This is a genomic window from Paraglaciecola sp. (assembly GCF_039943935.1).
Classification (GTDB): domain Bacteria; phylum Pseudomonadota; class Gammaproteobacteria; order Enterobacterales; family Alteromonadaceae; genus Paraglaciecola.
The window spans coordinates 57,624-82,120 of record NZ_JBDUZQ010000016.1 but is presented as its reverse complement, the minus strand read 5'-3'; the positions used below and the strand labels follow the sequence as shown (position 1 = coordinate 82,120).

At 40.4% G+C, this 24,497-nt stretch carries 16 protein-coding genes; 3 read left to right on the top strand and 13 right to left on the bottom strand.

From position 1 onward, the window contains the following. Window positions 1–61 precede the first annotated feature (61 nt). On the top strand, window positions 62–1,426 hold the full coding sequence (gene rlmD, locus ABJD71_RS09215) for a 23S rRNA (uracil(1939)-C(5))-methyltransferase RlmD (RefSeq protein WP_348167829.1): 1,365 nt from the start codon (window positions 62–64) through the stop codon (window positions 1,424–1,426). A gap of 43 nt (window positions 1,427–1,469) precedes the next feature. On the opposite strand, the gene ABJD71_RS09210 is transcribed toward rlmD, so the two are convergent. The 11 genes from ABJD71_RS09210 to mutS form a co-directional block, all read right to left on the bottom strand. Further along, window positions 1,470–1,826, bottom strand: a complete 357-nt coding sequence (locus tag ABJD71_RS09210) for a hypothetical protein (RefSeq protein ID WP_348167826.1) — start codon at window positions 1,824–1,826, stop codon at window positions 1,470–1,472. A gap of 198 nt (window positions 1,827–2,024) precedes the next feature. Further along, window positions 2,025–2,441, bottom strand: coding sequence for a hypothetical protein (locus ABJD71_RS09205; protein ID WP_348167823.1), 417 nt, complete (start codon window positions 2,439–2,441; stop codon window positions 2,025–2,027). Next, on the bottom strand, window positions 2,441–3,643 hold the full coding sequence (locus ABJD71_RS09200; protein WP_348167820.1) for a hypothetical protein: 1,203 nt from the start codon (window positions 3,641–3,643) through the stop codon (window positions 2,441–2,443). Before ABJD71_RS09200 ends, ABJD71_RS09205 begins: the two co-directional genes overlap by 1 nt. Window positions 3,644–3,750: 107 nt before the next feature. After that, window positions 3,751–4,356 carry a DUF4202 domain-containing protein gene (locus tag ABJD71_RS09195; protein ID WP_348167818.1) on the bottom strand — a complete coding sequence of 202 codons (606 nt, stop codon included), beginning with the start codon at window positions 4,354–4,356 and terminating at the stop codon, window positions 3,751–3,753. 88 nt (window positions 4,357–4,444) lie between these two features. Next, window positions 4,445–5,914 (bottom strand): NCS1 family nucleobase:cation symporter-1, encoded by a 1,470-nt coding sequence (locus ABJD71_RS09190; RefSeq protein WP_348167815.1) that lies wholly within the window; start codon window positions 5,912–5,914, stop codon window positions 4,445–4,447. Window positions 5,915–6,023: 109 nt separating this feature from the next. Continuing rightward, complete coding sequence (locus ABJD71_RS09185; RefSeq protein ID WP_348167812.1) at window positions 6,024–8,339, bottom strand: TonB-dependent receptor plug domain-containing protein; 2,316 nt, start codon at window positions 8,337–8,339, stop codon at window positions 6,024–6,026. 508 nt (window positions 8,340–8,847) lie between these two features. Beyond that, a complete protein-coding gene (locus tag ABJD71_RS09180) occupies window positions 8,848–9,492 on the bottom strand; it encodes a hypothetical protein (RefSeq protein ID WP_348167809.1) in 645 nt (214 codons plus the stop codon). Window positions 9,493–9,597: 105 nt separating this feature from the next. After that, on the bottom strand, window positions 9,598–10,896 hold the full coding sequence (gene eno / locus ABJD71_RS09175) for a phosphopyruvate hydratase (RefSeq protein WP_348167807.1): 1,299 nt from the start codon (window positions 10,894–10,896) through the stop codon (window positions 9,598–9,600). Between the two features lie 52 nt (window positions 10,897–10,948). Beyond that, entirely contained in the window at window positions 10,949–12,580 is a 1,632-nt protein-coding gene (locus tag ABJD71_RS09170; RefSeq protein WP_348167803.1) for a CTP synthase, read from the bottom strand. Window positions 12,581–12,776: 196 nt separating this feature from the next. Continuing rightward, entirely contained in the window at window positions 12,777–13,163 is a 387-nt protein-coding gene (locus ABJD71_RS09165; protein WP_348167800.1) for an MAPEG family protein, read from the bottom strand. A gap of 12 nt (window positions 13,164–13,175) precedes the next feature. Further along, window positions 13,176–15,758: a DNA mismatch repair protein MutS gene (mutS, locus tag ABJD71_RS09160; protein ID WP_348167797.1), complete on the bottom strand. Its 2,583-nt coding sequence runs from the start codon at window positions 15,756–15,758 to the stop codon at window positions 13,176–13,178. 372 nt (window positions 15,759–16,130) lie between these two features. On the opposite strand from mutS, the gene lysC reads away from it, so the two are divergent. Both lysC and ABJD71_RS09150 read left to right on the top strand, forming a co-directional pair. Next, on the top strand, window positions 16,131–17,492 hold the full coding sequence (lysC, locus tag ABJD71_RS09155; RefSeq protein ID WP_348167794.1) for a lysine-sensitive aspartokinase 3: 1,362 nt from the start codon (window positions 16,131–16,133) through the stop codon (window positions 17,490–17,492). Window positions 17,493–17,687: 195 nt separating this feature from the next. Further along, window positions 17,688–19,571, top strand: a complete 1,884-nt coding sequence (locus ABJD71_RS09150) for a CocE/NonD family hydrolase (protein WP_348167791.1) — start codon at window positions 17,688–17,690, stop codon at window positions 19,569–19,571. Between the two features lie 72 nt (window positions 19,572–19,643). On the opposite strand, the gene ABJD71_RS09145 is transcribed toward ABJD71_RS09150, so the two are convergent. Both ABJD71_RS09145 and ABJD71_RS09140 read right to left on the bottom strand, forming a co-directional pair. Continuing rightward, window positions 19,644–21,617 carry a sulfotransferase gene (locus ABJD71_RS09145; protein WP_348167788.1) on the bottom strand — a complete coding sequence of 658 codons (1,974 nt, stop codon included), beginning with the start codon at window positions 21,615–21,617 and terminating at the stop codon, window positions 19,644–19,646. An 89-nt stretch (window positions 21,618–21,706) separates the two neighbouring features. Next, window positions 21,707–24,352 carry a TonB-dependent receptor gene (locus ABJD71_RS09140; RefSeq protein WP_348167785.1) on the bottom strand — a complete coding sequence of 882 codons (2,646 nt, stop codon included), beginning with the start codon at window positions 24,350–24,352 and terminating at the stop codon, window positions 21,707–21,709. Between the last annotated feature and the right edge of the window lie 145 nt (window positions 24,353–24,497).

Genomic DNA, 24,497 nt, shown 5'->3' with positions numbered 1-24,497 from the left:
CTCCATTCGTATGATTTGATATAATCTCTATCATGTTTTCCAGTTTTGTATGAGTGTCTTTTTGAAAAGTAGTTTACCTAGTTCTTCTAGAGCGTCTAAGAGGGGGCGCTTAGTTAAAAATCTCCGTCGTAAAAAAGCCTCACAACTCATAGGGCCAGTGCGTTCTTTTCAAATAGATGGCTTAACTCATGACGGTAAAGGTGTTGCACGAGCTGAGGGTAAAGTAACCTTTATTGCTGGAGCCCTGCCTGAGGAGATAGTTAAAGCTCAAGTAATTAAGTCTAATCGTCGATTTGATGAAGCTAAGTTGGTTGAGATTGATCAGCAGAGTACTGATAGAGTCACACCGCAATGCGCTCATTATGAACCTTGCGGTGGTTGTAGCTTTCAGCACCTATCAGTTGAAAAACAACGAGCTGCAAAACAGCTCTGGCTACAAGGCCAATTACGTAAAGTTTGTGAGCCTAATGATTTGATTTTATTAGCAGATTCACCTTTGGCTTATCGGCGCCGAGCTCGCTTATCGGTGCGAGTGATTGACGGTAAGTTGTTACTCGGCTTTCGGGGTCATGCTTCTAAAAAAATAGTATCAATTGATAACTGCATTGTATTAACTCCAAAATTACAGTTGGTTTTTACGGCCTTAAAAACTGCGCTATTCCAAGATGAAGGGTTCACTCAAATTGCTGATAAATTGGGACATATTGAATTATTAGAAGATGATAAAGGTGTATCTGTGTTGTTTCGTTTGACTGCGACCATCGAGTCTTTAGTTCATGAAAGTTGGGAGCGGTGGGCTCAGAATCAGAACCTAGCACTATATTGGCAACAAGCAGGTCTGGACAGGGCTGCAGTGGCACGAGAATCATTCAGACATTATCGGGTTGAAGGCCTAATGCTTAGCTATCACCCCCAAGACTTCATTCAGGTTAACGCCCAAATGAATGCTAAAATGATAGCCCAAGCAATGGCTTGGCTAGCTCCAAACAAAGATGATGTAATCCTAGATTTATTTTGTGGGGTAGGAAATTTCTCTCTACCTTTAGCTAATCGAGCTAAACAAGTAGTAGGCGTTGAGGTACAAGCAAGTATGGTCGCTGCGGGTACCAATAATGCCAAAGCAAATGGGCTAGATAATTTGTCTTTTATAGCAGCAGATTTAACTCAAGCCACAAATAAAGATATTGGTTCATTAGGAGTAACAAAAGTTTTATTAGACCCACCAAGAGCGGGAGCTATCGAATTTTTACCTAGCATAGTAAAGTTAAAACCAAAAAGCATTTTGTACGTATCTTGTGACGCTGCGACCTTAGCCCGTGATGCAGAATATTTGCTTGATAAAGGTTATAGAGTAAAGTGCGGGGCTATGATGGATATGTTCCCCCAGACTGCACATCTTGAAACCATGCTTTTATTTTCACGCTAGGCTTCAAAGTGATAGTTGATTATTTTATCTAGTGGTTAGAAATTTAGTGGCTTTTTTTAGGAAATCGGATACAAACGAAGTAACCATTTCCTTTAATTATATTAGCTGAGTGTTGAGTATCACTGGGAATAAAGACAACGCTACTTTCTGTTATTACTTGAGTTTTCCCAGAAAATTCTAATTCCATTGCAAAATCTCCCTCAGCGATAATAATATTAATTTCATCTTCATTAAGGTGTAAATGACTCGAGCAATACTTTTCGTGGTTAGAAGTCGCATCAAACTGATGCATAGCAACATGTATAGGGCACGCTTGTGCAACATACCTAGTTAATACATTGGTGAGGTAATGATTCTCATCCCATTCTTCTTTTCTTTCTAATTTAGATATTGACCACATAAGTCCATTTATGCCCATATGTTATTATTGTAAGAGTTAAGTAGCTTTAGAAAAAAACATAAGTTCTTTTATATAATTTCACAATTAAATCTGTTTGAAAAGCTTTATAAAACAACTAAGTTAAATAGAAGGTCAGGTAATAAAATTTAACATGGAAGTGTTATAATTAAATGCGTTCAAGTAGCTCTTTATAGAGCTTTAATCAACTCTATAAATAACAGTTAGACCTTGTGGAATTTTTATATGTGCGGGTAAATAGGTCACAGTATCTTTATTATTTTTGAAGTATTCAAGCATTGCATAAGGAGATTCAATTTCTGTAGGGGGCTTTTTTCTTCCACCAAACTGCATTTGTGCCCAATAAGACTGAATACGTGATTCTGTTAACCCAACAACTTTAGTATTAAATATCAGTCTTGCTTCGCTATTTGGCTTTAAAACCAGAGGCTTCAATGTAAACTCTGAGCTGCTTCGCATAAAAATATCTCTTACCTGACGCTTTCCTATATTTAAGTCTGTATTGTCTGTGTTTGCCACTACAACAATACCTATAGAACTAGCATAGAAACTTTGTAAAGCTAAAATTACCAGTATGAATTTGATAAGACTCTTCATCAGAAAACCCACTCCACACCGATTTGATACAAGGTTGCCTTGCGATCAAAGTCGGGATTAGTGATATCTTCAAAGAATGAATTTTCTTCTTGCTCTCCACTTAAATAAGTAACTTCTGCTTTAGCTGAAATGTTGTATTTTAAATCCCATCGCAAGCCAAAAGTTAGAGACTCCAAAGTATACAATGGCAAATTTTGTGTGATGCCATCGTAGATAAACGATAATTCGGTTAACTCTTCGCTGACATACTTGGGGATTAAGTTTTCGGGAATATTGTATGAACTATCTGAATTTGCGTAGGTAATATGTACCTGAAAAGCATCAAAATTGTACCCTAAGGTCAGGTAGTAAGAGTTAAGTTGAGGAACTACCAAAAGGTCAGAATCAATCTTTACCCACTCAGCAGCTACAAAGTAATCCAAAGTGTCATAATTCACGCTCGCTTGATACCCTGTTGCTGCACCATTAAACCTTAATGATTCAGCGTTTTCTGGGTACCCGGCGTATTCTAATATATCTGCAAATTCATTAAAGCCAGGGAAGTCAGCGTAGAAATCTGATGACTGTGTTATTGAAGCTCGTGCCGAGAAGTTGCCCCTGTTAAGAGTGAAAATCATTCCTTTTATTTCATCTACATCAATATTTATGTTTTCCCCTGCTCTTGAAAATTCGCCACTATAGGCACCGTAATAAGCTTCGATATCAAAATTTAGGCCATTCAAGTTAAACTTGTAAGTACCACTGACCCCTTCATAGTTTGAAAAGAGAAAACCACTGTAAACTTGTTGAGGAGGGGAAATCCAAGGGTATGAAAACCCAACATCTATAACGTCGGTATAACGAAAAAAAGGTGTTCTAAGTTTGCCAAATTTAAATAGCCAATTATTACTGGGTTCGTATGTTACATAAAGCCATTCTAAACCTGAATCTCGCTCGTCACTTGAGTGAGCTAATAATTGACCAGAAGCACTGATGGTTTCAGTAATAAACACATCGGCCTGAATAGCTAAAAGAGATTGTTCGGAAAAATTTACTTCATTTGAGTAATTGCCGTAACTGGCACTCGATTCATCTAGGTATCCACCGACAACACGAGCAAAACCACTGATGTTTACCCGGTCACCAAGGGCTGTAGCAGCAAATGATGGTTGAACCAAGCAGCAAACCAAAAAAGTTAAGGCGCCAAGGCTACGAGTTTTCAAAATAATGTGGGGCTCCAATAGGCTTAAAATACTGAAATTCGATTAGAATATGGCTTAAAATTTTAGTTATTGCAAAGCTGATTGAATTATATTGTTCAAGAACAGCTTCATTTGGGATGCACCGCTTTAAATATGAGTGGAGTTAAAACCCCAGGTAATGTGACATTACCTGCTAAGACAAAAGCATGGGCCTGTGCAGACATTTTTCGCCAGGTTTTTTGAATGATAGTTATCCATTTTTCTTCGCTATATTCTGGATGTTTTTCAGCAAACTTCATCATGTAGTGTTCAATAAATACTAAGCCTGCGACATCTTCAAGTAACTGAGTATCTGAATTGGATTTCATCGCTACTTTAGCTACCGCAAGTTTTGCTCTAAGGGCTGCATCTTCTTTAAACCCTACTTTCGTCATAATCGCTGCCACTTTGTTTGCGTGAAATACATAAAGGTCCCTGCGCCATTTATGGTAACCCTGACGGTTCATAGGGTAATTACTGCGAGGTGATTGCCAGCGCTGAATATGCTGACCACGCACAGCTAGCTTCATCACATGGTCAGCATCACTTTTGTATCGGCCAAGCATGTCAGACATACGCTGGCCGTATAACAACTCTTTAGGGAATTCTTTACCCTCAGCAGTCTCAACATTAGGATCTTCACTATTGGCTTGATCAATTAAAATTACGGCTTGTTCATAAGCGGCTTGAGTCATAATGTTTTACCTTTAAAAGAGGCTTTAATTTTTGCTGCTATTTTAATTTGAACATCAAAAGTATGCATAAATACTCTGCTTGTAAACTTTACCGATATAGTAACTTACTTAGCAGTAAATATAATGCTGCAGCAAGAAATAGCCCAACAAACCATGCATATCCATAGATAACATCAAATATAGGCAACACTGAGTCTAGTATCCCCGCGGCATGTAAAAATCCCGGAAGGTTGGGTAGTATGCCTAAGGTGAGAGCCCCGAGCCCCGCCCAGTTCCAACCATTAGAGGCTCCATATTCTCCCTTGTGACTAAATAGATCAGATACGTTTAACTGACATTTTCTTAATAAAAAATAATCAGCTAATAAAATACCTGCGATTGGGCCTAGTAATGCTGAATAACCTACTAACCAAACAAATAAGTAACCTCCAGCTGTTTCGAGTAACTTCCAAGGAAAAATAGCCAGCCCAATGCCTGCTGCAATGTAGCCACCAAGTTTAAAGTTAATTATTTTAGGACTTAGGTTAGAAAAACCATAAGCAGGGGCAACGAGATTAGCCGCTAAATTTGTGGTGAGAGTGGCTAAAACTAATACTGCCATGGCAAATACGACGCCCATACCCCCCATTTTTCCCGCAAGTACGATCGGATCCCAAATAGGTTCTCCGTATATCACTACAGAAGCTGAAGTGACAGCTACACCGATAAAGGCAAATAAAGCCATGGGGATAGGCAAGCCAATAGCTTGACCCACTATTTGGTCTTTTTGAGATTTAGCAAAACGTGTAAAGTCAGGGATGTTCAAAGCCATAGTCGCCCAAAAACTCACCATAGCCGTTACACCAGCGATGAATACAGGCACAAATTGGCCTTCTTTTTCGGCCCCAGCACCAAACTTAGAGGGCACAGAAAGCATTTGTCCAAACCCTCCAGCTTTAGAATACGCCCAATAAAGTAATGCTAAGCCCATCGCAATTAAAAAAGGGGCTGCAAAGCTTTCTAGCCAACGAATTGATTCTGTTCCCTGTTTGATAAAATACAAGTGCATGGCCCAAAAAATAACGAAGCAACATAGTTGTAGTAGGTTGATACCAAAAAATGGCAGAGGGGAACCGACTAAGGAATCAGCTGTTAGGCTATTTATAATTACGTATAGGGCAGAACCTCCCATCCAACTTTGAATGCCAAACCAACCGCAAGCAACTAAACCTCTTGCTACCGCTGGAATTCGAGCGCCCTTAGTCCCAAAAGCACTTCTTAATAAAACTGGAAAAGGTACGCCGTACTTCGCCCCTGCGTGACCCACTAAAACCATGGGAACCAAAACAATGACATTGCCTAGCATCACAGTAATAACAGATTGCCACCAATTCATGCCCTCTGATACTAACCCAGAAGCCAACATATAAGCGGGAACACACACCACCATTGCCACCCATAACGAAGCAAAATGTAACCAGTTCCAAGTGCGGCTAGCGCTGGTGGTAGGGGCTAAATCCTGATTCCAGAGATCGGCATCATAATGGGTGTTGTATTGGTTGTTGTCTTGTTGCTGCATTTTTTAACCTTTAAATAAACGTTTTCTTTTAAACTGAAACTGTTAAAACCGAACTTACAATTGAGTTAACCGACTAGGTAAATAGCCGGTTATTGAGTTCGCTCTGTGGTTAAAATTTACGTTCAACCGTTAAACCAAAGGTACGTGGTTTGGCATAGGATATTTGGCTCGTGCCATAGAATCCTGTCACGTCAAAACCGATGATTTCGTGATCGGAATCAAACAAGTTATCCACGTATGCCACTAAGCTCCATACATCGTCAGTCCAAGTCACTCGAGAATCTGCTTTGATATGGGATTCAATTTCGTGGGCTGTGAAATTACGAGCATTGTGGAATGTCTCCGATTGATAGGAGCCACTAATTTGAGCGGCAATGTTTCCTGAATCCAGGTCCCAATTGTACCTAAGTATTACGGCAGCTTGATATTCTGGCGTAAAAGCGGGTTTGGTATCTTTAAACACACCGTCAGCTACTTCTAAGTTTTCAACCGTGGCGTCTGAGTAAGAGGCACTTAATACCACATCTAAGCTTTTACTTGGCGTTAAGAATAGTTCAGCTTCAAGTCCTTGAAAGCTGGCTTCTTCGTTAGATACGACGCCAGAGTTATTGACCCAAGAAAAAGACTGATAATCAGTGTAATCGTAGTTATAAATACTGGCATTTAACACACCTGCGCCATCCCAAAGTTCAAGTTTCATTCCTGCTTCTATGGAAATTAAAACTTCAGGGTCATAGCTGCTAAACCCACCAAATAATGGAGCATTAAAGCTTCCGGCTTTAACACCTCGGTTCACACCAAAGTAGTAAAGGTTGTTATCAACTGAGTACTCCAACTGTAGTTTTGCCGACCATAAATCTTGATCATTATCTTGATCATAAACTTCAAGAGAAGCACTGCTGGTGTCTATTTCAATTACTCGGTCATCAGTATTGGGATTTTGATATACATTGCCCAACATGTTTTTATTTTCTCGCATGAGGCGTAAGCCACCCACAAGTATATAGTTATCGTTAAAAGAGTAATCAAATTGCCCAAATATTGAGTAAGAATCAGTGCCCAGTTCTACTAGAGTGTTGTTTTCTTCACCCCCAAGAAAATAAGCTGAAGGTGAGGCCGCTAAACCTTGACTGTAATCAGTGTCGATACCTAAGTAATATAGCCCTGCTACCCATTGCATATCGTCGGTTTCACCTGAAAAGCGCAACTCCTGGCTGATTTGAGATATTTCACTATAAGATTGAAAAATTAATTCTGGTGAAGCAGTCTGATCAGAATCTAGGCCGATTGCTCGTTCAAAGTATTTGTAGTCAGTCATAGAAAAGAAATCGACACTATCAAAGCCATATTCTAGAGTGGCCGCTAATCCTTGAGATGATATTTTATTTTGATCATCAAAAGCGAAGTCTTTATTTACTTTTTCTCCTGAACCATCTGGGTCAAAGTTACCGTTAAAGTCACCCCCTTGCACAGGTCTAAATGGGTCACCATTAAAGTTACCGTCAATACATTCACCTAACTGAATGGTGTCGCAACCAAGAGGATCATCCGCTGCATAAATCACGTCTATGACATTTCCATTGACATCTTTAACTTCTGTAGTGTTAATAACTTGGTAGGGGCCTTCACTTTTTACTGTATCAGCCCAGTTAGCGCTTAGTAGTAAGCTACCATTGTTGCCCAATGAAAAGTCTAATTGTCCGCGAATGGCTAGGGTATCATCATTGTAGCCATCTTGCCCGCCCCCGACAGACCCTGCGCGGGTGTCTGGCTCGGCTGTGTCTTCGTAGACGTTTTCAAGAATTTCACCTTGAACATTGCTATATAAAGAGAGGCGCCCTGCTATACCGTCGGTTAACGCACCAGACACTGCGGCTTCTAAGCGGAACTGCTCAAAGCTAGCAGCAGTAAAATTTACATAAGCTTCAAAGTCTTCGGTAGGCTTTGCGGTGATGGTATTGACTAGACCACCTGTGGCATTACGACCAAATAAGGTGCCTTGAGGACCTTTTAATACCTCTACTCGAGCTACATCAAATAGTCCAAAGGTTTGCGCCTGCGTACTGGCTAAATATCCTCCGTCGATATATACAGCAACAGGGGCTTCGGCCATATCCGCATAATCGTTTTGCACGACTCCTCGGATATTGAAAATAGCTCTTTGCCCTCCAATATCACCTGCTAAAGATACCCCAGGGGTGTAGGCAATTATTTCGGTACTTTCATCTAATCCCAAGGCTTTTAGTTGTTCACCACTAAATGCGGTCACAGCAATACCCACATCACTGATATTTTGTGAGCGTTTTTGTGCGGTAATTTCTATTTTCTCTAATACATTTTCAGCACTATATGCCGAAAAGGGAGTACTAAGTAATCCTGTGATTACCAACGCAATTGCACTTTTACTAAATTCCCTATATTCCATTTGTTCCTCTCATTTATAGTTTTTTTTAGAAAAAACCCAACGGGCATTTAGTTGTACATACTTATATGTGTGTTTGTCATTTGAACAAAACGTACTGCTATAAACCGATTCATTAAGGCGACGACCAGCTACAGCATCAAACAGGCCAAGGCGTAAAAATACTTTTAAAACAATAGGTTAGGTTATATGTTTAGATTGAAACTGGACCTTTTGGTCCAATTTAGTTCAATGTTGCTGTATTATTGAACGGTACTGGTGCATTTTTCCGCAGATTAGCTAATTGGAGTCAGAACTTTGAGGTGTGCAGTCTTGCTTTTTAGCCTGTGGTTAAGCTATATATTTGACTATTCACTATCTTAAATTTTCCAGAAACTATTTGGATGTTCAGACTGCAAGATAGGAGCAAAGCACTATTTTATGCGCTGTATGAACGTAGGGTGGTTAGGGAGCCGTTTACATAACGCAATGGATGGTGGGGGACAAAGTAAATGCTTCTAGAATGACAAACTTATTTGAATGTTTTCCAGTCTATCGATAAAGACAACAACAACTCTCTAAGAGAAATTGCCCGTTGCTGAGCACGGCCTCGATGATTCCAATGATGGCCGCAACAGGCTGCAGTTAAGATTGCTTTAGAGGGTTTGAGTAATTTTGCATTTAAAACTTCGATTTGACGTGGTCTTTCTTCAAGAAACGTACCGTTAAAAGCGAACCAACCAAATTTGTTGGCGTGCAATTTGGCGTTTTCAATATCGATTCTGTCTACCGAGTCTAACTCAATATGCTCGGCTCCTAGGGTGTCCACATGAATAGGAATACAACGACCTATTTGAACATTGTCAAAATACCATTGTTCGGTTTTATCTGCATCGGCCTTAGCTGCCATGCACTTTGCGGCTTGCTTAGCTTGCCAACTAGCGTTGTGTAAATCGACTTCTAATGGTGCGTCATATTGCAACAAGCTATATGCAGCGCGTTTAATGTGATGTCTTAAACCAGCAATTTTACGCTGTAATAGGCTGATGTTATTGAACTTTTGCTGGGATAGGCTGGCTAGCTCTCGCTCATAAAGTGCATTACACAACTCGGCAAAATGCTGCTGACGCTTGTCGTCAGAAAATATATCTACCTGTTTTGATGAAGGAGTACGCATGTTTTAAAAGTGTGTATAAACAAAAATGGCCAGCGATAGCCGGCCATTTTATACTCTTACGCTCTTTAAATGCAGTTTTTTTGCAGTAAAAAGCAAATCAAAGATTTACTGGCCTTTAATTTCTGAACGGCCATTGTATTTGACTGCGTCACCAAGCTCTTGTTCGATACGTAGTAATTGGTTGTATTTAGCAACACGATCTGAACGACATAGTGAACCTGTTTTGATTTGGCCTGCGGCTGTGCCCACTGCTAAATCTGCAATAGTTGCGTCTTCAGTTTCACCTGAACGATGCGAGATAACAGCAGTAAAACCTGCATCTTTAGCCATTTTAATCGCCGCTAGTGTTTCAGTTAGGGAGCCAATTTGGTTGAATTTTATTAGGATAGAGTTACCAATACCGTTCTCAATACCACGGGCTAAAATTTTAGTGTTTGTAACGAATAAATCATCACCAACGATTTGAACTTTATCACCTAACAATTTAGTTTGGTAAGCAAAACCATCCCAATCTGATTCATCTAAGCCGTCTTCAATTGAAACGATAGGGTATTCTTTACAAAGCTCACCTAAGAAATCTGAAAATTCATTAGCTGTAAATTGCTTGCCTTCGCCTTTAAGGTCGTAAATACCTTTCTCTGCGTCGTAAAATTCAGATGCTGCACAATCCATCGCTAATGTTACGTCTTTACCTAACTCGTATCCGGCAGCTACAACTGCTTCTTTAATTACTGCAAGTGCTTCAGCGTTTGATGCTAAATCAGGTGCAAATCCACCTTCATCACCTACAGCAGTATTCAAACCTTTTGCAGATAATACTTTTTTAAGTGCATGGAATATTTCAGCACCCATACGTAGTGCTTCTGTGAAATTAGGTGCGCCAACTGGCTGTACCATAAACTCTTGAATATCAACGTTGTTGTCTGCGTGCTCACCACCATTGATGATGTTCATCATAGGAACAGGCATGCTGAAAACGCCTGGCGTGCCGTTTAAGTCTGCAATGTGTTGATATAGAGGAATTCCTTTGGAAATTGCAGCAGCTTTCGCTACGGCTAGCGATACCGCTAAAATTGCGTTTGCACCGAACTTTTCTTTGTTTTCTGTGCCGTCTAGCTCGATCATGATTTTATCAATGCCAGCTTGATCTAATGAGTCTACCCCGATAAGTGCTGATTGGATGTCATCGTTTATTGCTGCAACAGCTTTAAGTACGCCTTTGCCTAAATAACGGCTTTTGTCGCCATCTCTTAACTCTAGGGCTTCACGTGAACCTGTTGATGCGCCAGATGGTGCGCAAGCGCGCCCCATTGCGCCTGACTCTAGATATACGTCAGCTTCTACGGTTGGGTTACCACGTGAATCCATTACTTCACGGCCAATAATTTTGCTTATCTTTGACATGGTTGTTGCCTTACATTATTAAAAAATGAAAAGGTCGAGTGTATCGACCCAACTAATTGTGACTCTTAAAATATTCCCCAGCGGCTTTTACAAAGCCTTCAAACAAAGGGTGCCCATCTCTTGGGGTTGAGTTAAATTCGGGGTGAAATTGCCCCGCAACAAACCAAGGATGATCAGGTACTTCTATTACTTCTACTAAACGTTTATCTGTAGACAGGCCTGTTACTTTTAAACCTGCACTTTCAATTTTTTCACGTAAATTATTGTTGACTTCGTATCTATGTCTGTGACGTTCATATATTTCAGTTGATTCGTACATCTCATGAACCTTACTGCCTGGTATCAGGTGACATAACTGACTACCTAAACGCATTGTGCCGCCTAAGTCAGAGTTTTCACTACGAGATTCAGTGCTTCCTGCCGCATCTAACCATTCTGTAATTAACCCTACAACTGGATACGGAGACTCTGGATCAAACTCAGTACTGTTGGCGTTTTCCATGCCCGCTACATTTCTTGCGTATTCTATAAGCGCTACTTGCATGCCCAAGCAAATACCTAGATAGGGTATCTTGTTCTCACGGGCATATTTTGCTGCCGCTATCTTACCTTCTACACCCCGCTCTCCAAATCCACCAGGAACGAGTATGGCATCAAGTCCTTCTAATGTTTGTTCACCTTTACTTTCAACATCTTGAGAATCCACATACTTAATATTGACAGCTAAACGGTTTTTTAAGCCTGCATGTTTTAATGCTTCATTTACTGATTTATACGCATCAGGCAGTTCTACATATTTACCTACCATACCAATAGTGACTTCATTGGTCGGGTTTGATTCTGCGTAAAGTACTTGCTCCCATTCTGTTAAATCAGATTCTGGACATTCTAAACCAAAGCGCTCAGTCACTAACTCATCCATACCTTGTGCTTTGAGCATGGCTGGTATTTTGTATATGCTATCTGCGTCACGTAAAGAAATAACGGCTTTATCAATTACATTTGTAAATAAAGCTATTTTTGAACGCTCATTAGAGGGAAGAGGAACTTCAGAACGACACACCAGAATATCAGGTTGTACCCCAACAGAACGTAGCTCTTTTACAGAGTGCTGAGTCGGCTTGGTTTTAACTTCTCCTGATGCCGCAAGATATGGAACTAAAGTTAGATGCATAAACATGGCGCGATTGCGGCCCACTTCTACGCCTAACTGTCTTACTGCTTCAATGAAAGGCTGTGATTCTATATCACCCACTGTCCCGCCAATTTCAACTATCGCAACGTCTACGCCTTCAGCTCCTTCAATTACACGGCGTTTTATTTCGTTTGTGATGTGTGGAATAACTTGAATGGTGGCACCTAAGTAATCACCACGGCGTTCACGTTTTAATACCTCTTCGTATACACGGCCCGTAGTGAAGTTGTTGCGCTTGGTCATACGGGTACGAATAAAGCGTTCGTAGTGACCTAAGTCTAGGTCAGTTTCTGCACCATCGTCTGTCACAAATACTTCACCGTGCTGAATCGGGCTCATAGTACCTGGGTCTACGTTAATATAGGGGTCAAGCTTTAACATGGTGACCTTAAGGCCCCGTGCTTCTAGAATTGCTGCAAGAGAGGCTGCTGCAATACCTTTTCCAAGTGATGAAACCACACCACCTGTGACGAAAATATAATTTGTCATAAGAACCCTAGTATAGGCGTTTTGAATTGAATAGATTTCTGTAAAGTTGGTTTGAATTTCTTATAATTAGCTAAGAACAAACCATTACCGGACGGGGGCGTAGTATAAACAAAACTGCTTTCACAGACAAAGAATTATGTAAAATAAAAGACATATGGTATGTCGATTTTGTGAATACTCCAATTCGATATGAAATCTACCCTATAAGGGCATAAATTGCTCGCCCTAAACCACCTACAATTAATATTACGTTTGCGAAAAAGCCTAAAATAAAGCCAGCAGCTCGTGCATTTGGATCTTTCACATAACTTAAGTAATAGATTGGTCGGCCTACTATAAATAGTACACCAATAGCAGCCCCTAATGCTGGGCTCAAAAAATAAGCAAATATCCATAATGCAGGGATAAATACAATGAGTTGCTCTAAAGTGTTTTGTTGAACACGATACATACGCTCCCAAGTTGGGTCGCCCGTAACGGCAGGGGCTACAACCTTAAACTTCTCTCGCCCCATACCAACTTTAAATGTAAAAAATAAATACTCTAATAGCGCTAATAAGGTGACAATTGCTGGTAATTCCATGGTAGTTTCCTCTTAATTTTCTATTGCTAAATTTTTAAGTTGATATAAATACTCTAGAGCCTGCTTAGGACTTAAATCATCTGGGTTTATTTGTTTTAAACTTAAACGTAATTCATCTATAGAGTTGAGAAGGTCGAGTTGTTGTTCTCTTTTTTGAGGAGCTACAGGACTTCCACTCGGTTGACTTTCTAATTCTATGAGTTTGCGTTTTGCTTTGTAGATCACACGTTTAGGTACCCCGGCTAATTGCGCTACCTGTAAACCATAGCTTTTGTTAGCTGCACCTTCTTGGACTGCGTGCATAAAGCGAATAGTTTCGTCATGCTCTACGGCATCTAAATGCACATTTGCAAGTTCAGGTAGGGTATCAGCAAGTTGGGTCAGTTCAAAATAGTGTGTCGCAAAGAGCGTATATGCTTGGATCTCACTCGCTAAATATTCAGCACATGCCCAAGCCAATGATAAACCATCGTAGGTACTTGTGCCTCGGCCAATCTCATCCATCAGGACTAAACTGTTGGCTGTGGCATTATTAAGTATATTTGCAGTTTCTGTCATTTCAACCATAAATGTTGAACGTCCAGATGCTAAGTCATCTGATGCGCCAATTCTAGTGAATATCCGGTCGATTGGTCCTATTTGAGCATTTTCTGCGGGTATAAAACTGCCGATGTAAGCCATTAAAACGATTAACGCTGTTTGGCGCATGTAGGTAGATTTACCACCCATGTTTGGTCCAGTTATCACTAACATTCTACGTGATGGATTAATTGCCACTGGATTTGCAATAAAAGGTGCGGTCATTACATTTTCGACCACTGGGTGTCGACCTTGTCCAAAATGGACTCCAGGCTGAGTGGTTAATTCTGGACAATGATAGTTCAGGGTTTCTGCTCGCTCTGCTAAATTAGTTAATACATCTAATTCTGCGAGTGCGTCTGCACTTAACATTAAACGAGATAACTCTGGTAATAATATGTCAAACAACTCTTCATACAGACGTTTCTCCAATGCTAACGATTTACTCTGACTGGTTAGCACTTTGTCTTCGTGTTCTTTTAGTTCTTGTATTATATAGCGTTCGTTATTTTTTAAGGTTTGACGGCGTACGTATTCTGCCGGAACTTGGTCTGCATAGTTACGACCTACTTCAATAAAATATCCATGAACTCGGTTGTAACCCACTTTTAATGTTGATATGCCTGTGCGTTCTTTTTCCTTTTGTTCTAATTCATCAAGGTAGTCAGTGGCACCTTTAGATAGTGCTCTTAGTTCGTCTAACTCTGTGTTATAGCCTGCTTTAATGACACCTCCATCGCGAATTAAAACAGGTGGGGCTTCTTCAATAGCTTGGGCTAATAAGTCGTAAAATGTTGGAAACTGACTGATATCATTGGCTAATTGCATTAGCCCAATATTAGCTGAGTCTGCTGATTGTTCAGTTACAAAGTCTTGTATATCCGGCAGTAATAAAAATGCTTGCCGTAACCTAACAAAGTCTCGAGGGCGTGCTGATCGCAGCGCGAGGCGAGCGAGAACTCGTTGCATATCTCCCACTTGTTTCAAATCACTTTGTAATTGAGGGTAATCGCTATTCAGCAAAGACTTAATATTTGACTGGCGCTGTTTTAAAACTTTAGTGTCAGTTAATGGCCGGTGTAACCATCTTTGCAATAACCGACTGCCCATAGGTGTCGAGGTTTTATCCAACACGCTGGCAAGAGTATGGTCTTTTTCGCCGCTTAAGTTTTGGGTCAACTCAAGGTTTCGTCTGGTAGCAGCATCCATTAAGACAGTGTCGGTTTCTGTTTCAAGTAATATGCTGCGTATATGGGGAAGAGCGCTTCTTTGCGTATCTTTTACGTACTGCATCACGCAGCCAGCCGCACAGAGCCCTATTTTACTCTTTGCCACTCCAAAGCCATCTAGTTCTTTGGTGCCAAATTGTTGATTAAGTTGATTACATGCGGTGTCGAAGTCAAATTCCCATTGTGGTCTGCGCCTCAACCCTTTGCGGTGCTCAATCAAATGAAAAAGCTCAAAGTCTTCAGGATATAACAACTCTGCAGGATCGGTACGTTGAACCTCTGCCACTAAAGCGTCGATATCTTGAGGCTCACTTAGGGCAAAACGGCCCGTAGACACATCTAATGTTGCATAACCCAAAACAGCTTTGTTTTGCTTTTTTGTATAAGTTACCGCAGCCAGAATATTGTCTTGTTTGTCTTCTAATAAAGCTTCATCTGAAACTGTACCAGGTGTCACAATTCGTTGAACTTTACGCTCAACTGGGCCTTTGCTAGTGGCAGGATCTCCCACCTGTTCAACAATCGCTACAGACTGTCCCATTTTAACTAAACGGGCAAGGTAGTTTTCCACTGCGTGGTAAGGTACACCTGCCATTGGGATAGCGTTACCGCCTGATTTACCCCGAGCAGTTAAGGAAATATCTAATAGCTCAGCAGCCTTTTTTGCATCATCAAAAAACAACTCATAAAAATCACCCATACGATAGAATAATAAAATGTCTGGATGCTCAGCTTTAATTTTTAAATATTGCTGCATCATAGGTGTGTGTGTAGTGGATTTCATCATGTTCTTAATACGGATTCTTTGAGAGTTGAGTTTGCATTAGTGGCTATTGCACCCTTTGAGTTTCGATTGTTTCCTTAAGTTTCTGATACCTACTATTTACGTAGGCTTTACAAAGGTGAACTTAGGTAATTAATTTTACGCGCATACTATTAATAATACTTGGCTTAATCAGTTAGAGCTAGTAGCCAAATTAAAGGCTATGGATAAAAGTCATAAATTAGCTATTTTTTTGCTAATAATTATACAGCTAGCTAATACCCTGAATATACTATTCCAAAATAGCTGAACTTTTAGGCTATTTTTACTTTGTAATTATAAGTAAAACTGCTATTTTCTGCGCCATGTAACATTGTCAAATAGTGTAAGCAAATTGTGAGTAATGTAGACCTTAAAAATATCAATGTCGCCAAATTTGGCGGCACCAGTGTGGCAAATTTTGGAGCAATGGAAAATTGTGCCCATATTATTAAAAATAATCCGGTAACCCGAGTGGTAGTGGTTAGTGCCTCTGCAGGTGTCACTAATTTATTGGTGGATATTGCCAACATCGCCATGTCTAAAGAGCAAATTAGGCAAAAGTTAACTGAAATAGAGAGCATCCAATACGCCATAGTGGCGGAGTTAAAGGATACTGAGGTTGTTATTGAAAAACTTGAGCAGTTGCTTACATCTTTAACTGAGTTAGCCTTACATGAAGAAATCATTCATCGCGCTGACTTAAAAGATGCTTTGTTATCTCATGGTGAAAGAATGTCTTCTTTATTGTTTAGTCAAGTACTTAAACAAATAGGGGTAACTGCTGAAAATTTTGATGTACGTAATGTGCTTAAAACTGATAATCAATTTGGTAAAGCGACGCCAGAGCTAGCAAAGATAAAAGCAGCGACTCAAAACATTATGCAAGATTCTTTGTCTAGCACAGTGTTTGTAACTCAAGGCTTTATTGGATCAAATGACGAAGGCCATACAACCACACTTGGTCGAGGTGGTTCTGATTTCACGGCCGCATTGTTAGCTGAAGCTTTAGATGCCGCCACTTGTGAGATATGGACTGACGTTATTGGTGTTTATACTACTGATCCACGCATTACCTCTGCGGCTCGTCCATTACCAGAATTAAGTTTCGAAGAAGCTGCAGAAATGGCGACCTTTGGCGCTAAAGTATTACACCCCGCAACTATGGAGCCTGCTCTTCGTCAGAATATCAAAGTATTTGTTGGCTCTAGTAGAGAGCCAGAAAAGGGTGGGACTTGGATAGTTAAAAATTGTGAAACAGAGCCCGCATACCGTGCGATAACTCGTCGTAAAGAGCAAGTTATGGTGACGGTTAAAACGCCTAAAATGATGTATGCTCAAGGCTTTTTGCAGAAAGTGTTTACTATTATTGCTAAACATAAACTGAGCGTTGATTTGATAACTACGTCTGAAATTTGTGTGTCTTTCACTTTAGATAACCCTGCCAATTCAGTTCTAGAGCGTTTGAATCAAGCTACAATTGAAGAGCTAGGTCAATTTTGTGAAGTGCTAGTAGAAGAAAATTACGACTTAGTTACGGTAGTGGGTAACAATATGCACAGTGCTGCTGGGGTTTCTAGTAAGATTTTTGCTGCGGTAGCAGACTATAATTTACGCATGATTTGTTACGGAGCTAATCCACATAATTTATCAGTATTGGTAAGTGACACTGACAGCAGTGATGTGGTTTGTGCCTTGCATGATGCCTTGTTTGCTTAACAACGACTAACTAAGGCTATAGTTAGCCTACTTTTATATAAATTGATTTTAAAGCGCCACTCGTGGCGTTTTTTTGTTTCTGGCATTTAATATTTTTCCTCGTTTACAATTTAATACATTTTCTTTTAGAGTTTACACTTAAGTAATAGTAAGGTTGCGCCTGAAAACTTTATTTTAATTTTGAAGGATAACTTAATGAATAAGAAAGCCTTATTCGGTTTGATTGCGTTATGTGGTTATATGATGTTGACTGCGTTTGTGCATGCAGCAGATACAAAAGAAGCAGATAAAAGAGCAGGGTACATTCGCTCACACTTTGCTAAATATGAATATCAAATTCCTATGCGTGATGGCGTAAAATTATTTACGTCTGTGTATGTTCCTTATGATAAATCATCTAAATATCCGATCTTAATGCAACGCACACCATACCGGGTTGCCCCTTACGGTGCTGATAAATACAAAACTAGGTTAGGGCCGAGCGACATTTTTGAGAAAGAAGGATTCATTTTTGTTTTTCAAGATGTTCGTGGAAAATTCATGTCTGAGGGTGAGTACGTCAATATGCGGCCACAGGACGCAGGTGACAAAGGTGGTGATGCAGTAGATGATGCCACTGATACCTACGACACTATCGATTGGTTGATCAAACATGTCCCAAACAACAATGGTAAAGTTGGCATGTGGGGCACATCTTATCCTGGTTACTATACATCGGTTGGTGCTATTAACAGCCATAAGGCTCTGAAAGCTATTTCTCCACAGGCGCCTATTGCAAACTGGTTTTACGATGACTTTCATCGTAATGGCGCATTTTCAACACCTATGGCTTTTATTTTCTTTGATACATTTGATAAACAGCGTGAGGGACAGTTTGCATATTGGCCTGAAGGTATGAAATCAAAAACTCCTGACGGCTATGATTTTTTTCGTAAATTAGGGCCTTTAAGTAACGTTAATAAAGATTATTTCCATGGTGAGCGGCCTTTCTGGAATGAACTAACAGAACATCCTAATTACGATGAGTATTGGCAGGCGCGTAATGTATTACCCCATCTTAAAAATGTAAAGCCTGCTACTTTAGTTGTGGGTGGTTGGTACGACACTGAAGATTTATATGGTCCACTCGCTACCTATGAAAAAATGTCTAAAGGTAATAAAAAAGACAATGTTCATATCATTATGGGTCCATGGTATCACGGCCAATGGAATGCTAAAGATGGCAGTAAAATGGGTGAAGCTGAGTTTGGGTTTAATACCAGTGCATGGTTTCAAGAGCATATTCTTCTACCGTTTTTCAAACATAATCTAAAAGGTACAAAAGCAGAAGCTTTAGCAAAAGCCACCATGTTTGAAACGGGTGCTAATCGCTGGCGTGAATTCGATACTTGGCCTCCTGAGCAAGGTGAAGATGTTGTGTTATATATGGGCGCTGGAGAAAAGTTGTTAACTCAAAAAGAGTCATTGGGTGGTTCGAGTGATTATATTAGTGACCCAAGTAAGCCTGTTCCTCATTCAGATAAAGTAAGTCGCGGCTGGGACAGACCTTATATGGCTGAAGATCAACGCTTTACTGCTCGACGCACAGACGTATTAGTGTTTAACGGTGAGGTAGCAACAGAAGACCAAACCATTGCTGGTGCAATTGACATCGATTTGTGGGTGTCTACTGACCAAAGTGCGGGTGACTTTGTCGTTAAATTAGTGGATGTGTTTCCCGGTGTAGATGAAACTTCAAATAAAGTAGACAAAGAGGCAGGTAACCGTCATGAGTTAGTGCGTTGGGGCATCATCCGCGGCCGATTTAGAAATAGCATGAGTCAGCCAGAGCCATTTGAGCCTAATAAGCCTACATTGGTGAAGTTTGAGCTACTAGATGTTCTGCACACCATCAAGCGTGGACATAAGCTGCAAATTCAAGTGCAAAGCAGCATGTTTCCGTTTATGGATATGAACCCACAGAAATACGTTGATAACATCTTTGAAGCTAAGCCTGAAGACTATGTAAAAGCGCAACACAGGCTTTACCATAGTGAACAATACCCTAGTGCTATTACGTTTAAAGTGATTGAGCATTAGGAGATTTTGGACGTAACTGAATTGTTGTACCGACAAAGAGAATTTAGACTACTTTGTCGGTACTGTTGGTTATTATTGTGAAGTGAAAGCGCTTATGAGTGGGGATAAGTTTTTCTCAAAGTTTTTCCACTGGTCTCTGGCGGCACTATTAATCGGTTGGCGCACTTGCTCTGAGCTAGGGGTTTTAATGCTACGTTTGGTTTTATGAAAATCTAAACAGTTTGTTTCAAAAGGCAATTGGCAAAAGTCGAGTATTCGTCTAACTTCACCTTCCAAATCTTCTATTACATCTTCGTGCTGTACTCGCAACACAAACCCCGGCAACACTTCCTCCCAATGCTTCATAAGTGATTCATAAGATTGATAATAGTGAGCCATGTTTTCTAAGTCGTAAGAAAACTCTTGGCCTTCGGCAAATAGTTGTTTGTATCCACTGAAACAACATGCAATTGGGTCTCGCCTTGCATCAATGACCTTGGCATTAGGTAATATGGATTTGATTAACCCGATGTGCATAAAGTTATTTGGCATTTTATCTATAAAAAACGCTGCGCCTTGACGGTAACATTGGGTTTGTTCGATAAATTGTTGTCCAAATCTGGCGAAGTAGGTGTTGTCTACCTCACTTACGATGTGTGGGTAGCCACCTTTACTACTGCTTAGCTTTGCTGCTAGTCCAAGTATGTTGTGCAGCTCCATAGTGCCATCTACTTGAGAGTGAGATGCGAGAATTTGTTCAAGCAATGTTGAGCCTGCTCTAGGTAGTCCAAGAATAAATATAGGGGCGGGATTGTTGTCTCCAACATTTTTGTGAGACTCAAAAAAGGCTGGTGTAAACACCGATTTTTGCGCATTAACTTGTTCACTAAGCTTCGCTTGAGAATAATGATTAAGTTGATTCTTTAAGTCATTACCCTGTTTATAGTGATTAAATGCGATATCAAATTGTTTATTGTCTTCATAGGTCTTAGCCAAGGCAAATTCAAAATGTACCCTATCGTCTTGTTCGATATCAGGCTTTTCTAGTTGGGCCTGCATTTGTGTTAACTCGTTTTCGGTAAAGCGATAAGTTTTAGTGTTAGCTAGGCTCCAATAGGCATCACCAAAGTCAGCTCGAATAGTGTAAGCCGCTTTATAGGCGGCAATCGCTTGTTTTATGTCTCCATTTGCTTTGTGTGCGTGACCTAATAATAGTTGCATACCAGGTAAATTATGATGTTGTTGAAGAATCTGCCGATAGATAACAATGGCTTTTTCAACTTCTCCAATGCCAACCATTGCCCCGGCCTTTGCTGCAAGGTATTGAGGGTTCTCTGCTTGTTTGCTTAGTAATAATTGAGCCTGTTCTTTAGCTTGAGCAAACTTACCTAACTTAGAGAATAGTTGCACCAGTGCTAATCTTGCATCTAAGTTATCTGGGTGTATTTCAATACAACTCTCTAAAAGAAACTCAGCTTCATGGTATAGCTTTAATTTAATACCAATTTCAGCGAGTAGCATCATGGCTTCTACATGATGCTTGTGTTTTTGTAGAAAACGTCGGCAAACCATATCCGCTAGTGCTAATTTTCCTTCATACATTAAATCCTGCGCGCCACGTATTTCGACAGGTAACATTGAAAGTTGAGCTATTTTTTGTTCAGCGGCCTGCTGTCCTGATGTTTGTGCATACTCTTGATATAAGGGCGCTAATTTTTGCCAACTTGCTAGGAGTGCAGGATTCAAACGTGTGGCTTTTGCGAATGCCATGGCTGCTTTGGGTTTATTTGCCGCACTTAAACGTAAGTAGCCTTGTTCTTGATAGGCTCTTGCATGATTAGGGTTTAAGTTAATTAACTGGTCGATGGTTTTGGTTGCGTCTGTAATTCGACCTTTGCTTCTTTGAGCAACCGCAAGTAAGTACAATACCTCTTGGTGTATTTCCTCTGCTGGCTTTGTAGCTAAAGCTTGTTGTGCTAATAAAATAGCGTTATCAATATTATTTGATTGTAATGCACGTTTTATATCGTCAACGTTTATCTGGGGTTGGCTGGCGTTAGTACTCACGTATTACCTCTATTTTATTTTGAGTTTTTGTACAGATAAAAATAAAGGCAAGCTAAAAGCTTGCCTTTAAGACTTATTTGACTGCTATTTTAATAGAAGTCGTAAGACAATCTCAATCCCATTGTACGAGGGCGGTTAGTTACTACCTTAGGTGTAAACTGCTGAGTATCTATATATAAAATAGCACTTTCGTCAGTTAAATTGTCAATGTATAACTCTGCTTTCCAGTCGTCTTTGGTAATACCCACAGACACATTGGCAATCGCATAGCTATCTTGAATATAACGGCCACCTTGAAATACATCATCGTTAGAGTCAGTAAAAGACGCGCCTGCATAAACATCGGCTTCTTTTTGGATAGACAACCCTGAACCTGTTCCATAAATTAAGCGGGTAGCATCTTCTGTTACGAATGCATCCATTGCCATTCCGGCTAAACGTTCGCCAGTATAACTTACTGAACCATTTATATAGCCTTCGTAACCATCGTTTAACTCGAAGAAATAACGAGCACGTATATTCCCTGAGAACTCAGCTGAGTAAGGAAGTGATGCGCCTACACTTGGGGCAATACCATCTAACTCAGCGTTGACACGACTAAGTTCTGTATCCAATAAACTGAACGCGGCATTGATTACTAAATTATCTGTGGCTAACCAGGTAATATCGGCATCTAGACCTTTAATTTCAGCATCACCTACGTTGTCGGTAAATACTAAAAAGCTAATGTTGGTTGGGTCATAACGTGAGGTTTGCAAGTCAGTTATTTCTGAGTAGTAGGCTGTTGCGTTAACTCGTAAAATTCCGTCTAAGAAGTCACCTTTCAGACCTATTTCATAGTTATCAAGGCTATCAGTTGTAGAATAAACTGGAATTCTAAACCCTTCAAAGGCACCACTTTGATTACTTGCTAGGCCGCCACCTACGCGGTTAGTTACTGGTGGTCTAAAGCCTTCAGAGTATGTAGTAAATAACAAAATATCGTCATTGAGTTTATAGTCCAATGATGCTTTGAAAATAGTATCGTCTACGGTTAGTGTTCCGTTATTATCTAACAAACTAACATCAAGCTGCCCACTTGCTATTGCTGCTTGGATTAATGCTGGATCTTCACCTACCGCTTCTAGCTCTGAAGCATCTAATGTGCCAAAAGCACGAATGCGGCGGCTTACATCAACTGTAGTAGTTGACCCTTTAAAGGTGTCGTCTATTTGATACCAACGTGCACCAAAGGTAGCAGTTAATTTATCTGTGATGTCGTATTCAGCTTGACCAAATACGGCAATCTGCTCAATGGTATGAGTAACATCGTTCACAAAGCTTATTTCTGACGAGAAGGGTCCGCCGTCCGAATTTATCCCTTCAGTACCTACTAGAGTTCGTTGTAAATCAGTGAAAAAACCTAACTCAGTATTTGCTATTTTGAATTGGCCAACAGAACTCACTTCTTGGTCATCATAGAAAACACCAGCAGTCACACGCCATGGCTTATCGACATCTGTATTAATGCGAAATTCATGGGTGACACGTGACGTATTAGTTTGTTCCTTATAGAACTTAGTTGGGTCAACACACACTTCATCAGCGGGTGTTGCTGCTTCATAATGGTTACATACGTAATATGCTGCAAATAAACCACCGTTAGTATAACCAGTGTAATCAATGGTTGAACTGATTTCACGGTCGAGGTAACCACCGGTGTAAACTAAGTCTAGTTTGTCCAAGCGTCCTTCTAAGGTCCAAGTGGTTAGTCCGAATTCATCATCGTTGTCTTCAGGAACGAAACGATTAACAGAGCTTTCGCCTTCTAGGTTTGGATCGTAAGCAAACACGCCTTCAGTTTCTAAAGACTGGGCAGTATGTTGCAGTAAGAACGACCAATCTTCACTAATTAAATAAGACAATCCAAATCTAACTCCCGCGTAAATTGCGTCGTTAAAATCATCTTCAACTAGGGTGTCATTTTTAGGAGATATAACTGGAGTATTCTGTGGATCACTTAATACGCCACCAGAAATTCTGTCGATAACTACGGCACTGCCTATATAGCCGCCTTCGCCTGGTTTGTTAAGAATATTGTCAATCCAGCCACCTTGTTTGTCATTGTATGCGACTAAGCGTACCGCTAACTCGTCAGTAGGGGTGAAATTCATATATGCTTCAACAGAGTTGCTCATTTCTCCATCTTTGGTACTGCCTATATTCACATCCAGGCCGGCTGAAAATCCAGCGTGGTCTGGCTTCTTGCTGATCATTCTAACGGTACCTGATTGAGAGCTCGCACCAAATAACGTACCTTGCGGCCCCGGCAATACTTCCACTCGTTCCATATCAGCTGCGTATACGTCTAAGTTTCTTCCTTGCATGGAAACGGGTTGCTCATCAAGATAGAAAGCTACAGATGGCTGTAATGCTTGAACTGAAGAAACCGCTATGGCTGATTGTGAGGTGGCGGCCCCACGAATGTAAATTTCATTTTGACCAGGTCCAGTACCTTGAAATACGACATTAGGTAAGAATTCTACATAGTCATTAAAACTTTCTACACCAAGGGCTTCTAATGCTTCACCATTAAGAGCTGAGACAGATACAGGCACATCTTGTATCGATTCGGTTCTTTTTGTGGCTGTAACTTGGATAGTTTCAATTTGAGCTTTTGCTGTTTTTTCTTGAGCAATTGCAGGCGTAAGAGTAAGGGCTGTGACAATAGCACAACTAATTTTAGTTCTTTTCATGAGGGGGAGCCTTTTGGGCTATTGTATGCAATGCCAAGGGGAGACGTTAAAGAGACCCAATTGCTAACAATTTTAAATCAGTACAATTTGTTTTCGCGCGGCGCCCGTATTGTAACCTACCAAGATGAAAATTTCCTGAGTCATT

Coding starts and splice junctions, on each gene's coding strand:
- ABJD71_RS09205 (WP_348167823.1), bottom strand. CDS start 2,441: ATGAAGAGTCTTATCAAATTCATACTGGTAATTTTAGCTTTACAAAGT.
- eno (WP_348167807.1), bottom strand. CDS start 10,896: ATGTCAAAGATAAGCAAAATTATTGGCCGTGAAGTAATGGATTCACGT.
- ABJD71_RS09190 (WP_348167815.1), bottom strand. CDS start 5,914: ATGCAGCAACAAGACAACAACCAATACAACACCCATTATGATGCCGAT.
- ABJD71_RS09150 (WP_348167791.1), top strand. CDS start 17,688: ATGAATAAGAAAGCCTTATTCGGTTTGATTGCGTTATGTGGTTATATG.
- ABJD71_RS09140 (WP_348167785.1), bottom strand. CDS start 24,352: ATGAAAAGAACTAAAATTAGTTGTGCTATTGTCACAGCCCTTACTCTT.
- ABJD71_RS09170 (WP_348167803.1), bottom strand. CDS start 12,580: ATGACAAATTATATTTTCGTCACAGGTGGTGTGGTTTCATCACTTGGA.
- ABJD71_RS09165 (WP_348167800.1), bottom strand. CDS start 13,163: ATGGAATTACCAGCAATTGTCACCTTATTAGCGCTATTAGAGTATTTA.
- ABJD71_RS09210 (WP_348167826.1), bottom strand. CDS start 1,826: ATGTGGTCAATATCTAAATTAGAAAGAAAAGAAGAATGGGATGAGAAT.
- mutS (WP_348167797.1), bottom strand. CDS start 15,758: ATGATGAAATCCACTACACACACACCTATGATGCAGCAATATTTAAAA.
- ABJD71_RS09180 (WP_348167809.1), bottom strand. CDS start 9,492: ATGCGTACTCCTTCATCAAAACAGGTAGATATATTTTCTGACGACAAG.
- ABJD71_RS09185 (WP_348167812.1), bottom strand. CDS start 8,339: ATGGAATATAGGGAATTTAGTAAAAGTGCAATTGCGTTGGTAATCACA.
- ABJD71_RS09195 (WP_348167818.1), bottom strand. CDS start 4,356: ATGACTCAAGCCGCTTATGAACAAGCCGTAATTTTAATTGATCAAGCC.